This is a genomic window from uncultured Anaerovibrio sp., from assembly GCA_902786545.1.
Classification (GTDB): domain Bacteria; phylum Bacillota; class Negativicutes; order Selenomonadales; family Selenomonadaceae; genus Anaerovibrio.
Map to the genome: position 1 here is coordinate 18,035 of CADACU010000008.1, position 15,318 is coordinate 33,352.

General features: G+C 44.9%; 15 protein-coding genes. All 15 read right to left on the minus strand.

The genetic code is table 11. The features are described 5' to 3' along the window. Window positions 1–6: 6 nt before the first annotated feature. The 15 genes from rsmB to QZV24_RS02700 all read right to left on the minus strand — a co-directional run bounded on the left by rsmB (window position 7) and on the right by QZV24_RS02700 (window position 15,201). Window positions 7–1,335, minus strand: a complete 1,329-nt coding sequence (gene rsmB, locus QZV24_RS02630) for a 16S rRNA (cytosine(967)-C(5))-methyltransferase RsmB (protein ID WP_294519739.1) — start codon at window positions 1,333–1,335, stop codon at window positions 7–9. Further along, window positions 1,336–2,136 carry a DUF116 domain-containing protein gene (locus QZV24_RS02635; protein WP_294519743.1) on the minus strand — a complete coding sequence of 267 codons (801 nt, stop codon included), beginning with the start codon at window positions 2,134–2,136 and terminating at the stop codon, window positions 1,336–1,338. A gap of 52 nt (window positions 2,137–2,188) precedes the next feature. After that, the gene (gene fmt, locus QZV24_RS02640) at window positions 2,189–3,121 is read right to left on the minus strand and encodes a methionyl-tRNA formyltransferase (protein WP_294519746.1); all 933 of its coding nucleotides are present in this window, start codon (window positions 3,119–3,121) and stop codon (window positions 2,189–2,191) included. Next, the gene (gene def / locus QZV24_RS02645; RefSeq protein WP_294519748.1) at window positions 3,118–3,585 is read right to left on the minus strand and encodes a peptide deformylase; all 468 of its coding nucleotides are present in this window, start codon (window positions 3,583–3,585) and stop codon (window positions 3,118–3,120) included. Before def ends, fmt begins: the two co-directional genes overlap by 4 nt. A gap of 130 nt (window positions 3,586–3,715) precedes the next feature. Continuing rightward, window positions 3,716–5,473 carry a GGDEF domain-containing protein gene (locus tag QZV24_RS02650; RefSeq protein ID WP_294519751.1) on the minus strand — a complete coding sequence of 586 codons (1,758 nt, stop codon included), beginning with the start codon at window positions 5,471–5,473 and terminating at the stop codon, window positions 3,716–3,718. 96 nt (window positions 5,474–5,569) lie between these two features. Beyond that, window positions 5,570–5,758 (minus strand): hypothetical protein, encoded by a 189-nt coding sequence (locus QZV24_RS02655; protein WP_294519754.1) that lies wholly within the window; start codon window positions 5,756–5,758, stop codon window positions 5,570–5,572. Between the two features lie 47 nt (window positions 5,759–5,805). After that, window positions 5,806–6,909 carry an SPFH domain-containing protein gene (locus QZV24_RS02660; protein WP_294519757.1) on the minus strand — a complete coding sequence of 368 codons (1,104 nt, stop codon included), beginning with the start codon at window positions 6,907–6,909 and terminating at the stop codon, window positions 5,806–5,808. Between the two features lie 14 nt (window positions 6,910–6,923). After that, a complete protein-coding gene (locus QZV24_RS02665) occupies window positions 6,924–7,094 on the minus strand; it encodes a hypothetical protein (RefSeq protein ID WP_294519761.1) in 171 nt (56 codons plus the stop codon). Next, window positions 7,094–7,651: a hypothetical protein gene (locus tag QZV24_RS02670; RefSeq protein ID WP_294519766.1), complete on the minus strand. Its 558-nt coding sequence runs from the start codon at window positions 7,649–7,651 to the stop codon at window positions 7,094–7,096. The genes QZV24_RS02665 and QZV24_RS02670 overlap by 1 nt, the downstream gene beginning before the upstream one ends. Window positions 7,652–7,679: 28 nt before the next feature. Beyond that, window positions 7,680–8,108 carry a hypothetical protein gene (locus QZV24_RS02675; protein WP_294519771.1) on the minus strand — a complete coding sequence of 143 codons (429 nt, stop codon included), beginning with the start codon at window positions 8,106–8,108 and terminating at the stop codon, window positions 7,680–7,682. Window positions 8,109–8,135: 27 nt separating this feature from the next. Continuing rightward, window positions 8,136–8,843 carry a sigma factor gene (locus tag QZV24_RS02680; RefSeq protein WP_294519775.1) on the minus strand — a complete coding sequence of 236 codons (708 nt, stop codon included), beginning with the start codon at window positions 8,841–8,843 and terminating at the stop codon, window positions 8,136–8,138. A gap of 134 nt (window positions 8,844–8,977) precedes the next feature. Further along, a complete protein-coding gene (locus tag QZV24_RS02685; RefSeq protein ID WP_294519780.1) occupies window positions 8,978–10,912 on the minus strand; it encodes a hypothetical protein in 1,935 nt (644 codons plus the stop codon). 57 nt (window positions 10,913–10,969) lie between these two features. After that, on the minus strand, window positions 10,970–11,260 hold the full coding sequence (locus QZV24_RS02690; RefSeq protein WP_294519787.1) for a helix-turn-helix transcriptional regulator: 291 nt from the start codon (window positions 11,258–11,260) through the stop codon (window positions 10,970–10,972). A 104-nt stretch (window positions 11,261–11,364) separates the two neighbouring features. Beyond that, entirely contained in the window at window positions 11,365–13,002 is a 1,638-nt protein-coding gene (locus QZV24_RS02695) for a PcfJ domain-containing protein (RefSeq protein ID WP_294519792.1), read from the minus strand. A gap of 15 nt (window positions 13,003–13,017) precedes the next feature. Beyond that, the gene (locus QZV24_RS02700; protein WP_294519795.1) at window positions 13,018–15,201 is read right to left on the minus strand and encodes an AAA family ATPase; all 2,184 of its coding nucleotides are present in this window, start codon (window positions 15,199–15,201) and stop codon (window positions 13,018–13,020) included. Window positions 15,202–15,318 lie beyond the last annotated feature (117 nt).

The window sequence follows — 15,318 nt, forward strand, 5'->3', positions numbered from 1 at the left end:
TTCTATTTATTTTCTCCTCATACAGGCGATGAAAAACCCATCTGTTCCATCCCGCTGTGGGTAAAGCTGTACCATATCCTCTGTACGGGGCACCGGCAATCTTTCGCCGGCATTTACCAGTGAAAACTCGCTGGCCACCTCCAAAAAAGCCTTTACCACATCCTGATTTTCCTCCCGGGCAATGGTACAGGTACTGTACACCAACAATCCTCCAGGCTTTACCGCCGCTCCGGCGCTTTTTAAAATTTGCAGCTGAAGCTTAGGTAATTCTGTCAAAAGCTCCTTGGTCTTACGCCATCGGGAATCCGGTTTCCGCCGCAGGACTCCCAATCCGGAACACGGCGCATCCACCAGCACCCGGTCCGCCTGTTGTGGAAATTCCTGCCAAATTTCTCTGGCGTCAATCAGCATAGGCTCAATAATAGATATTCCCAACCGATTGGCATTGTCCATAATCCGGTCCAGCTTATGCTGGTATATATCACCTGCCACGATCCGCCCCCGATTGTCCATCAATGCCGCCATATGGGTAGTCTTGCCCCCAGGGGCACTACATACATCCAAAATCAGCTCATTAGGCTGGGGATCCACCACATGAGCCACCAGCATAGAGCTTTCATCCTGAACCTGGCAATACCCTTCCTGCAGCACCTGCAACGAATCCAGCGAACCGTGAGATTTTATAATTACCCCTTCATTAGTAAAGGAGGACTTTTCACATTCCAGGCCGGCTGCCACCAGCTGCAGCATAAGCTCTAAACGATTGGTTTTTAGGGTATTGGTCCGAACCGATAACGGTGCCTGTTGATTGTTAAATTCACAGAGCCGGGTTGCTTCTTCGTAGCCAAACTCCTTAATCCAGCGGCGAACCAGCCACTCCGGATGCTGCTGAGCCAAAGCCAGCTGCACCGTAGCCTTGCCCTTTCCTTCCGGAAATGCCCCCTTTTCCGGTTCCCTAACCATAGTACGCATTACACCATTGACAAATTTAGCCAGTCCGGCATGTCCACAATGTTTGGCCAGCTCCACCGATTCATTGCAGGCGGCTGACGCCGGCACCTTATCCATATAGCGCAGCTGATAAACTCCCATGCGGAGAATATCCCGAATTATCGGCTCAACCTTGCTGAGAGGCCGGTTAATATACTGGCGGATTATCCAATCCAGCGTTTCGCCCGCCTTTACCGTTCCATAAACCAGCTCAGTAACAAAACGACGGTCCATATCACTCAGACCGCCTTTTCTAAGCTCCTTGGCCAGAGCTACATTGGCATAAGCCTCCTGTTCATGGACCGCATTTATAATCTTTAAAGCCCTTGCCCGCGCTTTATCCATTTAATTCTCCTTACTATTGCCTGACTTTTCAGCGTCAGGCAAATCAATTATCTCCGTGATGACCCGCCTAAAATCTTCTATATCAACTTTGGTATTGTAGCAAGGTCCATTGGGACGAATATTCATAATGCCCACTGTCGGCAACGGATATACATCCTGTATGCCACTGGTCAAATCCCGCTCACAGGCAATGGCCACCACAGCCTTGGGGCGAATTTCCTTCACCTTCTGCCGGGCCAAGGTACCACCGGTCACCACAAAGAAATGAAAACCTATTTCCTCGGCCAGCTGCACCAAATCACCGATATTACACCCACCGCATCGTTTGCAGTTATTATGGTCTCGGGTAATTTTGTGAGGACAGGACGCCAGTTGTAAACAATGGGGTGTTACTACCAACAGCCGATCTGGTAGGACCTTTAAATGACGGTTTCGGACAATGGCATTGCTCACCGCCACAAAAGATGATTCAATCCGTCGCCGATCAATTCCCAACAGTTTTCCGGAGTCCAGCACCACATAAAACAGCATATTTAACAGGGAATAGGTCTGCCGTTTAAATAGCGACGGTAACGGCCAACCCAAAATGCCAAATACCATTCCCACAATGCCAAACCCCATAAGGAACAGCAATCCGCACAGAATAACACCAAATATCACCGGCAAATATTCATTTATATTGTATAGCCCAGGATAAGTTATATACCATACCATCCAAAAGGTAACGAGCATCACGGCATAGCTGCCGGAAATCAGCTCGATAAACAGGCGTTTCTTGGGCTTTTCTGCCATACAATCCATAACCGTCAACATCCTCACCTAAGGCCTGTTGCCTCATATATCCAGAATATAATCATTCAAACACAGCACCTGTAGCGATACCATTCCCCCGGACGAAATCGCCGGCGGCCATGCGCTTCCTGCTAGGTGGCTGAATTTCCAAAATCTCCACTGCACCTTGGCCTGCTGCCACCACAAAGCTTTTCTTGGTTGTTTCCAGCACCTCACCCGGCTTACCAGCTTTATCTGCCAATACTCTGGTCCGCCAAATCTTATAATTCTTACCATCCAGCATAGTCCATGCCACTGGCCATGAGTTTAATCCCCGGACCAGGTTATGTATTTCCCGGGCCGATTTGTTCCAATCAATATGGGCCGTCTCCTTGGTAAGCATGGAAGCATAATTGGACAGGCTCCCATCCTGGGGCTCTCCCTGCAAAGTACCAGCCGCCAAACCATCTACCGTATCCGATAATAAAGCACTACCCATGGCTGACAGCTTGTCATGCAGCTCCGCCGTAGTCATATCAGGGGTGATTTCCGTCTTGCTTTTAAGAAGCATATCCCCGGTATCCAGCCCGGCATCCATCATCATAGTGGTAACGCCGGTTTCGGTCTCCCCGTTGATAATAGACCAATGAATAGGTGCTGCCCCCCGATACCGCGGCAACAAGGAAGCATGTACATTGACACAGCCTAATCTTGGGATATCCAAAATCTTCTGGGATAAAATCTGGCCAAAGGCCACTACCACAATCAAATCAGGCTGTAATTCCTCAAGCTTTGCCACACAATCAGGTGTCTTAATTTTTTCCGGCTGCCAAACCGGCAGGCCATATTCCAAAGCCCGAACCTTCACCGGGGAAGGAGTAAGTTTTTGTCCTCGTCCTTTCGGCCGGTCCGGCTGGGTCACTACCATGACCACATCAGTCTTTTCCGCCATTACCCGCAGGCAATCCACGGCAAAATCTGGCGTTCCCATAAAAACTGTTTTCAATTTACTCATTTCTTATCACCCTGTCTTATGGACTTGGCCACATCAATAAAGAGTACCCCCTCCAGATGATCCAGCTCGTGCTGGATGCACCGGGCCAGCAGGCCGCTGGCTGTAAGGCGTTTTTTCTTCCCCCAACGGTTGAGGAATTCCACTGTAACCTTTTCAGCCCGTTCCACATCGCCAAATACATTTGGCACACTGAGACAGCCCTCCTGGTCAACAATGTTACCCTCTTTTTTTATAATCTCCGGATTAACCATGGTCAACAGACCATTTTCATCCTCCACATCGATTACCACCAAACGGATGGACTGACCAATCTGGGGAGCTGCCAGGCCAACACCATTGGCCGCGTACATAGTTTCCGCCATATTATCCATCAGCTTACGCAATTTAGCATCTACTTTTTCTATCGGCTGAGCCACCTGCTTTAAACCTGGGTCACCAGCCTTAACAATATCTAACAGTGCCACTAAAACACCCTCCTACACTCATATATAACCATTTAATTTTATCACATATTATATTGAAAGTCCAAACCGCACAACACAAAAATGGGCACGCCAACGGCTCTCACCGATAGCATACCCATCTTCTAATCCCTTACCCAATTGTTATACTGTTTTTTCCATTCTGATTTTTCGACTTATACATAGCCATATCCACCCGCTGGAACAGTGACAATACCGTGTCCCCCTTCCGGGTGCCGGCCAAGCCTATGCTGACCGTAATCTGGAAATCATTATAGTCCATGGCCGTGTTCATAATCTTCTCCCGTATGCGCATGGCAATTTGCTTGGCCACGCTAATATTGGTCCGGTTGAAAACAATGATAAATTCATCACCGCCCCAGCGACCAGCCCTATCTGACGCCCGGATATTCTGGCGTATTATCTCCGCTACACCCTTGAGCACCCGATCCCCAGCATCATGCCCGAAGCTATCATTGATCTGCTTAAAATTATCGATATCAAGCATAAGTACGACGGAACCTGTGTCACTGAACTTATTGTCGTACAGGATGTTTTCCATCTCGGCCTCCAATTCAGCCCTATTTAAAAGGTTGGTAAGAAAATCGGTGTGCGCCAATGCCTTCAGCCGTCGGTTGCTTTCCTCCAGCTCGCTGGACACTGCCTGAACAAAGTGCATCAAATAGCTTAAGATACTATTACTCCGTTCCAATCTGATAGGTTCCATTGACCTGCTTTCGTAGAAGCTGTTCGTCACGCCACCTTCCCTGAAGCCAATAATCGACAAGCTCATATTATTTATATAAATGTCCCCAGTCTGTGACCGGATATACTCGCCTAAAGCGTAAATCCCTGTAGATGGAGCCGATTTCCGGCAAGCCTCCAGTTCCTGGTTCACATCGATGTTCAGCATAACCTGTCTGGCCCAGCAGCTTACCGCAAAAACTCCCTCTGGCTGAAATCTCACCATATCATGCTGGAGATTTCTTGCCTCGTGAATAATAATTTCCGGATTGCCGTAGCCCAGTCGCACTTTCTCCCCTAATATAAAATCCGCTCCATAATTTGCACTGCCATCACCATCCACAATGCGTGGCAATCGGGAAAGGGAGGTTCCTTTTCGCATTACAACAAATGGGAACATTACGGCTTCATTTAAAAAATCTTCATTCCATTTGGAAATCCCCAAATATTTTTCATAAATAGATTTCACCGGAACATCATCAATTTCGCATATGGTGTGCTGATTGCTCAGCCGGGTAACCGTCATAATCTTGCCCAATGGCTGCCAGCCACTGCTATACCCTACATTTACCTGCAGAGACCGTCCTCTGAACACCACCATTACATGTCCGCGGTAAATAATATCACTGCCTGTAAAAACAAAGCCCTGCCCATCAGCAGTACCATCATCCGCTACTCCACCAAAAAAAATGATGTCAGAAGGCAGCTTGGATAACTCCTTAAAAAACGGCACTATGTTTATGGCATAGCCGGACGAGTACATACCGATTGCCACCAGCTGTTCCATACGCATCAACCGTCCGGTTAGCTCCCGGCCGATTTTCCCACTTTCATCATCATCCCAATAAACCGGCAAAACCTCCACCATGGACTCCTCAAACACCGAAAATGTCACAGAAACACCATAATAGTTAATGACCCCTGCCGTGATATTAGCCGACACCGTACCGCCTATTATTTTCACCTTAGGCAAAGTTTCCCGCAGCTTATTGATAATTTGCCGAGCTTTCTTTTTCAGCTTAATGTCAACAAAAACAGTAGCCAAAATGCAGGAACATTTCCCCAGTTCAGGCAGCATATTGGCAAATTCGTCCACAATGCGCGAAAAATCATTTACATCATTACACAGATAAGGGATATGTTTCATCGCATACACCTCACAGCCGTTCTCGATACTACCTCGTGGTATATTATATCACAAACTGTCAGAATTTTATCCCTAATCTGTAGGAATATGTAAAAATTACATCACTTTATGAAAACCGCAGCCATCAAATGGGGCCCGATCGTTTGGTGTCGCCTGTGGGCAACGGCATTTGCCGGTTTCCTGCTCATATTCAATCATTGTTTCATAGGTATCAATATAGTGATGCTCCCCACCCCAATAACGGCAACTTGCACAAACATTGGTATCCTTGGAAATTGTAGCCATATAAATTCCTCCTAAAATCATTTCTTATGATTATATAGCAAATTCTATCATTTTCCTTTACCACAGAATGGACAGAATTTGAACTCGTTATTAACCGGCCTGCCACAACAAATGCAGAATGACACCTTATCTCCCGACGAAGAATCTGAGGCAGTTGCCGGAGATGCCTGCATAGACTGCTGCAACACACCGGTCATCTGTGGGGCCATTACATTGCCTAGACTGGCCATCATACCAATGCCGATACCGGCGTTACTGAAGTCCCCTATCCCTTTATTGGCCGCCAGCTTTTCCATTATGTCAAACTGCCTTTCCTGCTGATAGGTATATCCTTCAATAACCCGTTTTTCCGCCAGTCCTTTGGCCTCAATCACCAGTTTTTGCGCTTCAGTGTCTTCCTGAATAAGTTCCAATTTCTGGTCTACCAGGGCATTATCCACCGCCACCCGTTGCCGCAGCATAAGATCCTTTATCTTATTATAACCTTCACAATTTTGTGGCCGGACAAAATTAGTGGCAGTCAAAAACATTAACTTGAAACCATAATCAGCAATTATAGGGCCCATATCCACCTGAAGGGCCGTGCTCATATTCTCTAGCTGGGTATCCATATTAAAAATACTGATCCCCGGCTGCTGCATATAATTGGCAATGTAGGCCTTCAGCTTGGACTGGCAAATATTCTTCAGCCAGCCAGTTATCCCCTTCGTAGAAAGCAATTCCTCGGTTCCAACTAAATGCTTCAGAATAAATCGTCCGTCATGGACCTTAATGCTCATAGTTCCACTAAGACCAATGTTCATAACCACATTATAGGTCGGGTCAATATACTCCACCGCCTGGTTGGTTCCCCAGTTTACATTCAGCTGCTCGGTAAGGTTGACAAAATAAATCTCGCAGTGAAACGGGGTCTTATGATCAGCAAAGGGGATCTGCACCACCTCCCGCAACAGCGGGATATTTTTTGTATCCATAGTATAACGCCCCGGCCCAAAGGATTGCAGCATCCGACCATCCTTCATCAGTATCGCCTGCTGGGATTCATGCACCACCAGTTGGGACATAGTATTAAAATCTGCTTCCGGAAACTTGTATATCAGGGTACTACTATCCCCTTCATAAGAAATGACATCCAAAAACACTCTGCTCATATTTCCAACTCCTTTTACCAAGTAGCCAAGTAATCATCAATGATTTGGCAAACCAGCCACATAATAGCCAGCCATATAACGATGCTTACAGCCCATCCCAATTTTTCCAATCTTTTTTCGTCAAAATCATTGGTGACAAGCTTTATGGCATCGTATAAAGGGCGACATGATTTATACAATGTCATTATTTGCCACCCCCTTTTCCCGGGTCTTTACGCCAGCATTCCAGCTGCGTTCCCTTGTTTTGTGTTTCCATAAGGACAATGGAATCCTGAGTCCAGTTTAAATTTACCGTACCATAAAACCGCCTTTTCGGATGACTGCTTATTCTGACCTTGTAGGCACGGTAAATCTTGGTTTTCGGTTCGTACTTGTTATTTCTGGTCTCACCTAGATAGGTACCTACCACCGCCGTTACCTCATAAGTCCCCTTCCCCAAATAGACCGTCCGGTTCTGCAGAGCTTCCTTCTCAGACTCATCCTTATTTTCAATGATATATACCTCATAGTATTTAAGATCTCTTTCAGCAGAATATCCCAGCCCCTCCCAGTATTTCCTTTCCTGGGATGCTGCCATTTCATGGGCCTCATCAAAAGCCTTTTGCCGATAACAATCCTGCATATAATCCTTGGTAGTAGGCATGGAAAAGATCATTCCCACATGCTCCAGGCAGGTAAACAAAAATGGTATTACTATCACTAACATTATCAGGCACCCACAGCCGGAAGCCTCATTATTCATAACCGTTCCCCCTCTCCCGGGCTGCTTTTCACAGTCTATTTAACCGATTTTTTATTCCAGCATAATGATTGTAAATATCTTCCGTGGTGCATTTTATGGCCGCAACCTGCGGTTCCAGGGCCGCAATTCTATCCTGCAAATCCTCTTTCCGACTTTGCCGCAAAAAGATAAACTCATATGGATAGTTAAGACAATCCAACTTATTTTTTAAATCCTGCAATACTTTAGAAAACTCATCATATTCCCTTTTCTTCTGTTCCCAAAGCATGTATAGCTCATTCTTTCTTATCTCCATAATTTTTTTGACCAGGGTCTTATCCGGTAACTCCCACAGGCTGATATGCCGGCCACAAGCATCACATTCAACCCCTTCCTGACGGATTATATCCTGGGTTATTTCAACAATATATCCACAACTCTGACAATTAGTTGAGTAATGTATATTTGATATATCCATAGTGGGAGCCTCCCTTTTCGTTAAATACTAGGCTACCAGACATTCATAGGCATCCGTAAGCTTGGCCATGGCCCGATGATCCGATTTCAGCTTCATCATAGCCCGGGAATAGATACTATAAAACTGGTTTTTCGTTAAAGCACGGGCTTTTCTAATAAAAGGGCTTAAATCATACCGGGCAAGCATCGCTGTCGGGTTAAGATCCATTTTTATACAAATAACCGCCTGCTCCAATTGGCTCAATACAGCCAATGACTGATAAAGGAATTCACTGCCCAAATTATGTGTTGGCGAAAACTTGGCTGAAGAAGCTATCATTGTCAGTTCATCTCCATCAAGGGATAAAATCTCATAAAAGCGGAAACGGTTTTCATTGCCAAAGCAGTAGCTTATCAAACTATTATGAATGGCTTTGTAAACAAAGGTAGAAAACCGTCTCCCCCGCTTAGGGCTGAACTTTTTGATACACTCATAAAACTTGATCAAACCAATCTGGAACAGTTCCTGCCTCAAACTATCATCCTGCCAAAAGTTTCTTACCTGATATCTGGAGTTAAATTGGTAAATAACACTCCAGATTAAGGTTTCATTTTTAGATATAAAATAATTTAGAAGGTCTTCATCGTCGGCCAGTCTGGACAGCAATTCTTCATTACTGCAATCAGCCAGCTGTGAATGCGCCATACGAACATCATTGAAAATGCTATTAGCAGTCTTGTCAAAAACTTCTCCCATACGAGCCATCTCCTTTACCATTTTTTATCTTTGGTAATATTATACCAAAATTTTACCAAAAAGTCAATGGTAAAAAAATACCCCACAACATCACCCGGATGTTATGGGGTATCAGAAAGGCTGTTATTCTGTAATTATATTTTCAAAATTTCATCCGCCGATTTTATGTAACCATCAATCAGCTGCTTTGCGGCCTGAATTTGGTGCCACTTGTCCGTAACTTCCTTTATGATGGTTTCATCCGTCGGAAATTTCAGGGTCAACATTTTTTTCATAGTCAAAAGGTTAATCTCCCATCCGTCAGTAAGACTGTTTAATTGACGCTTGCCTGCCTTGCTCCGCAGGTACATATACATAAATCGGGTATTCATGATCAGTGACTGGTTTTCCATTATTTCCGGTGTGCAACGGATAATATGCAGCGAGTCGGCTGCCACCAGCACCCGGCCAGCTATATCCGCCTCGGTGACCAACGCCACATCAGCCGCCCCAATCCGGGATACCAGCAAGTCGCCGGGCTGCAAGATATACCGCTGTATTTTTTCCATCTTTGTCGGGCCAACCCATATGCTGTCCAAGGATTCATCACCCGCCAGCAGTTCACCCTTTTTTATATGCTTGGCCGCTACAATATACACCAGTGTCTTGTTCTCCTGGGAACCTTCCTGCCCCATTCCGGTCAGACTCTTCTTAACAATCCCCAACTGGCCCATGGACACCGGCCGGAACACTGACATCATATCCGGGGCAACTATCCCGTCTTTCACCAGCTTATCCGCTATTGGCGCTTTTCCCACCAGCTGCTCCAGGGAAACATATTTACCCTCCTGCTGCAACCGCTCCAGATACAGGACACTATTGCAATAATACGGATCATAGGCATTGGCCTGCCTCAAAAAGAACTCCTTATCCACCCAGGCAGCATTTTCTCCATCCGCCTGAAACCGCTTTTTAATAGTGGTTTCCAGTGCCATCAGCCGTTGTTCATCAGCCAATGCTCTGTATTCCTTCCCCGTCAGCAAATCTGACAGGTCAACTACCTTCACCTTGTCATTGCTGCTTTGCCGGGAAAAGACCACACATCTGAGTTCCACCAGCCGTTGACCTTCCGTCTTATCCCTGGTGTGCTCCGTTCCCGGAATGTTAAAAATACACTTAATCTGCCCCTTGGCCATATACTCATCAATAAGAGGCTGAACTATCTTATTGTCAGTCCAACTGCCATCCAGGATAAGGGCCACTTCTCCGGTATCACCTATTTTTTCCAGGTGCTTCCCCACCAAAGCGTCAAACCATTCAGCTATCTTTTTTTCCAGCTTCAGCCGACGATAATGACCGTTATAATCCGGGAACACGGCCAAAGAGGCCGTTTCGCCCCCGGCCGTTAATTCCTCTGGATGAATATCCAGCGCCTCCAGCACCAGCAAGGACTGGGCCAGGCTATCGCCCGCCTCATTTTCCACCATGCTGGCCGGCTCTGGAACATCCATATAGTAAAACCGTTTTCCAGCCCACTCCGGCTCACTGAGTGTCTCCAGCATAGCCAACAGGCAGTCCAGTGACATAGCATTCACATTTAACGGCAAGCCGTTGACCGTCGCCAAGGCGGCCTTCACCGTACAATCCACCAGCCGGTTGCGGAAACACACCATAGTCGAGCAGCTCAGCCGGAAGTTGTGGATAAGCACGCTTTCCTGCTCCCGCCGCCACCGGCTGTACCACAGCATAATGGTGATCAAGTCATTTACCGACAGTCGATTGGCAATTTTTTGTATATTTTTGTCATTACACCACTCCAGCTCACTGTAGCCGGCCAAAAAATTATCCATTTCGGCCATGGGATATTTGGCAGCCAACTCCGCCTTCAGTTTTTCCCAGCTCCCATACCGCCTGTGAAGCAGCACAATTGCGGCCAGAACCCGGTAGTTATACTTCTCCTGCTCGTCATATATGGAAAACTCCAAAGCATCATCATTGGTAAGCTTGATAAAGAGCTCACGCCACCCCCTTTTGTCCTTGGACCGCCCCTGTGAGGCCAGCTCCTGAAAATCTTCATAATCGATAATCATATATATCTCTCCCCGTCAACTACATAGCTGCAATCATTCATATGATATTGATAGCTTTTACTGCAAATCCATAATATGAACGCAAAAATCTTCGTCAAAAGCCTTATTGCCATCCTTTTTATATACATACAAATCCTTTAAATCACACCTGAGCAGATAGCAAAGGGCCAGCAGGTGGGCGGTCTTTGGATATGCTTCCCCACGGATATATTTATAGATGGTCTGGGGAGACACCTTTAAGTGCAGGGCCAAATCATTTACCGAATATCCATGGTCCCGCATCAGCTCACCCAGACGGTATCCGCTGGCCACCGCATCAATTTCCGGGATATAAACCATTTTATACATAAGCCACACCACCTTCAGTCTGTATGTATTATCATTTAACCCATAAAAATTTTTGGTTATATTTTACCACAAAATCCATAAAATGTAAATCCCATATCCACTCCCTAATGCCCCCTCATGCAGTATGTACCCAGCTTTAACTTGTGTCTTACGGCCCATTCCAGCACCGCTGTTGTGGCATCCTTATCCAACCTGCGGTTGCATGGGCCGGAAGCCTGCATTATCATCTTGTCCCTGACTTCAAGACAGGCTCTGGCTTTTCCCTGTTGTACAAGATAGTAGATTGTGCACATTTTATTATTCATCATTTCAGTATAACTGAACACACAATTATGAAATAATGCACCTACCTCCTTCAATTCCGCCCCGGAGTGAGCGATACGAAAGGTTCCATCCTTCGTTTCTTCTACCCGGCTCAGCTCCGTCTTAGTAAGTTCAAACTCAATGCTCATCATTCGACGGCAATGTGCTTCATAATCGAAGGTCCTTTGCACAACACGATTAACAGGCTGAGGCTGGGGCGGAAAAGCTATATCATGGGTTTCCCGTGTGAAGCCGTATCGGTGGATAGCCTGAACGAAGTTCTCCTGAAGCATTTCATTCATATAATTGTTTTTCCACTTATTCAATGTATCCCGTACCATAGGGTCCATATCGACTATCACCTGATAAATTATTTCCCCAGCCCGCTTGGTTCCCCAGCGTTCTGAAAGCCAGTTTACCAGCAGATGCCACTCTTCAAAAAAAGATTCCCGCTCAATGTTATACAGCAAATGGTTCCAAGTATCCCCCCACCAGACATGATCGTATCTATGTCCACTTTTAATGTACAATTCACCATATTTATCCAATCCCAACCGGCCAATATCCACCCCCATTATTTCCGTCAAACTGTAAAACTGCTGCCAGGCATTAACATCCCTTAGCCCAACCCGGGTAAGGAAATAACACAGAAGCAATACCCGTCCATTGCTATGATAGGCCTTTTTAAGGCTCTTAGCACTGGGCAGATTCAGATAATCACAGACCAGTTCAAAATTACTGTCATTATTACGATGAACCTTCCGCTTAAAATCATACCCAAAAAGGTCAACATACCATCCTACATTAACATCCAGGGGAAACTGGACAAAGTACCTCAGCAGGCGATTCACGGGAATATTCTTTGGCACCGTTGGTACAAAACCGAACTCCGCCCTGGCCAGTTTTTTCAGAAAATCCATAACCCTGTTGCCAATATTCTCCGGCAGACGGGGATAGGCAGTATAAGAATAGTTATACGAGCCAATATCATCCACCCAATCCCATTTGTTGGAATAACTATTGCCTCTGTACAAAACCGAAACCTCATCAGTTGGTACCGCCGTATATTTCCATTGACCATAATCAAGCCGTAAAGATAACTGCCTGTAAGACCTTCGTATAATCACTCCTTCATCCAAGACATAAACATCAGCAATGATAATGGCTGTCTGCTGCTTTTCAAAAAGCTGAACCCGCCACCGGGCCACGGCATATTTGGAATATTTCCGTACTTGGTAGTAAGGTTTTTTTGATTTGTTTCCTGAATAGGCGAAAAGAGTGTGCTCTTTACTTTCCGTCAGTAACCGGTCTATATCATCCTGATTACTGTCAGCAAATACCGGCTCTACGGGTATTTTTTCAATGTCATCCTTCACCCACTCCGCCTGGGACTCCTGCCAGGTGCCGGTTTCACAGTCATATATATAGTAAAGCTGCATTTGTCCCACCTCATTTCAGGCAATAAAACCTATACTTAACCGGTCCTGTTTTTTATACCGTTCCACAGCATTTACATCAAAATCTTCCATCTCAAGTTGACGCAGTTCTTTGTCTGTAATTGACTCCTTATTGCGATTATGTGCTGTCAAAAGGCGTCTGGCCTGATGAAGAATGGCCTGTTCCAATAAATTCCTGGCAAAACGGCCATTGCCAAACTCCTCGTTGGTACATGCTTGTACAAAAATTTCATGACACCGCTGAATTGCCTTGCCACTAATTACATAGTTCTGCTTGGAAGCCATCAATTTGATAATTTCCGTCATCTCATCTGCATTATAATCAGGAAAATCAATATGAAAGCCAATACGGCTGCGAAGGCCTTCATTAACCTGAAGGAGCTTCTCCATTGGCTGCTTGTAGCCGGCCAAAATCACAATAACTTTATTTCGCATATTTTCCATTTCCTGCACTATGGTAGCAATGGCCTCATCACCATATAGTCCCCGGCGGTCATCCACCAGGGAGTAGGCTTCATCAATAAACAGCACTCCCCCTTCGGCCTTTTCAAAAAGCTTGCGCACCTTATCTGCTGTATGGCCCACATATTTTGCTATAATATCCCCCCGTCCACATTCCAGCAGACGCGGATTGGTAGTAACACGCCTATCATACAAAATTTTAGCTAAAAGCCTGGCCACAGTGGTTTTGGCACTACCCGGATTACCGGTAAAAAGGATATGGTGGGATCCCCGGTTGGTAGTGAAGCCCCTGGCTTCTTTCAGTATTCTAAGCTCCTGTCCCATAAGAATATCATCAACCAATGCTTTAGCCCTTTCCAACCCTATCATTTCCTGCAATTCAACATATGGGTCGTTGTCCATTTCATTGTGCTTTTTTATCTTCAACTCACTTTTAGACATTATTTCCTTATAGCAGATGAAGGCTTTATTTTTCATTACATTGTCATTCCAACACTCAAAAGCATTATATATTTCTGAACAGGTAATCTGATTTCCCACAGGCAATACTTTTTCAAATTCAGCATCATCCATGTACTGAGGGAAATCACTGGTAGCGGCCAATTCTTTTAAATACTCTTTTGCAGTGGCCCGATTGGCATATCCTTCAGAGAGCTTAACAATATTCATTCTTTCTCTATCATCTGATAAATCATCCTCTATAATTGTCTCTTCAAATTTGTGTTTATAAAATATAAACATTACATTCTTGAAGCTTTCCATGATTTTTTCATTTATATGCTCACTGACAGTATCTTCAAAATACCTCAATAATGTACCGTTAATATCCCTTATGTCCCGCTCCAGTACGATAACGCCACCATAAAAACCATTCGTTATATGATGAACTATATCTACATCTTCCGAGGACATTCTTCTGCACTTTGGACTAAGTCGAAGATGGGCAATCTCATCCGTCAAAAGGCGTTTTTGGTTATATAAGGCTGCCACCAGCAAATCAATATATTGCTCAGCCACCTGCTGATTTTCCACTGTAATTTGATAATGTACTGGGATACCACAGAATTTCTGTGGATTTGACTCATCATAAATCCTATCAATTTCAGCCATAAAGCTGTCATCCACTGCCAGCCTGGCAGCACGCTTTAAGGCAGCGTCTTTATTGTCTATCTTCAGGCCACACTTGCGTATATTCCACTCAACAGCTACTCCTGTACGATTCCTAAATCTGTTACCAACTACAATTTCAAGACCATAATCCTTCACCCTTCTGTACCCATCACTTAGAAAGTCATCCTCATGGCCACCAAAAATTCTATTACCGGTTTCCTGCCAGGTAATTCTTTTTATAGTATTTTCCATTACTTCAATAATGTGATTTTTCCATTCCCCGGCATCATTTTTCCCGTCATAAGAAATCTGCAGTTCTTTCCATATCCACTCAGTCTCCTTATCCAAAATTTCCTTCATGTTGACTACATCAGTGCGTTGTTTAAATGCAACAATCATATCCAAAGTACCTGGATCCTGCGACCCCAAACATATAATGTCATAACCATGTTTATCATGCCGCATGATATTATTCAGCTTTTGTATACACTTTCTTCTTTCGTATTTATCATTTTTATCAATATCTTCAAAAAAAGTATATTTTTCCGGATTATTATCTTCAATTGCCACAGATGGCCGAAATCTTGCCTTGAAATAGATGTAAATCATATCTATCCCCCCATATATTTAATGCTTTATTGTTTTTCACCCTATTGTACGCAAAAAAATACTGCTGGTTTTAAACCAGCAGTTTAAATTCCAAATAATGCAAGTTGCCTTATCTGA

Coding starts and splice junctions, on each gene's coding strand:
- QZV24_RS02635 (WP_294519743.1), bottom strand. CDS start 2,136: ATGGATTGTATGGCAGAAAAGCCCAAGAAACGCCTGTTTATCGAGCTG.
- QZV24_RS02675 (WP_294519771.1), bottom strand. CDS start 8,108: ATGGATATATCAAATATACATTACTCAACTAATTGTCAGAGTTGTGGA.
- QZV24_RS02655 (WP_294519754.1), bottom strand. CDS start 5,758: ATGGCTACAATTTCCAAGGATACCAATGTTTGTGCAAGTTGCCGTTAT.
- QZV24_RS02665 (WP_294519761.1), bottom strand. CDS start 7,094: ATGACATTGTATAAATCATGTCGCCCTTTATACGATGCCATAAAGCTT.
- QZV24_RS02650 (WP_294519751.1), bottom strand. CDS start 5,473: ATGAAACATATCCCTTATCTGTGTAATGATGTAAATGATTTTTCGCGC.
- QZV24_RS02685 (WP_294519780.1), bottom strand. CDS start 10,912: ATGATTATCGATTATGAAGATTTTCAGGAGCTGGCCTCACAGGGGCGG.
- QZV24_RS02660 (WP_294519757.1), bottom strand. CDS start 6,909: ATGAGCAGAGTGTTTTTGGATGTCATTTCTTATGAAGGGGATAGTAGT.
- QZV24_RS02680 (WP_294519775.1), bottom strand. CDS start 8,843: ATGGGAGAAGTTTTTGACAAGACTGCTAATAGCATTTTCAATGATGTT.
- fmt (WP_294519746.1), bottom strand. CDS start 3,121: ATGAGTAAATTGAAAACAGTTTTTATGGGAACGCCAGATTTTGCCGTG.
- QZV24_RS02695 (WP_294519792.1), bottom strand. CDS start 13,002: ATGCAGCTTTACTATATATATGACTGTGAAACCGGCACCTGGCAGGAG.
- QZV24_RS02690 (WP_294519787.1), bottom strand. CDS start 11,260: ATGTATAAAATGGTTTATATCCCGGAAATTGATGCGGTGGCCAGCGGA.
- QZV24_RS02700 (WP_294519795.1), bottom strand. CDS start 15,201: ATGATTTACATCTATTTCAAGGCAAGATTTCGGCCATCTGTGGCAATT.
- rsmB (WP_294519739.1), bottom strand. CDS start 1,335: ATGGATAAAGCGCGGGCAAGGGCTTTAAAGATTATAAATGCGGTCCAT.
- QZV24_RS02670 (WP_294519766.1), bottom strand. CDS start 7,651: ATGAATAATGAGGCTTCCGGCTGTGGGTGCCTGATAATGTTAGTGATA.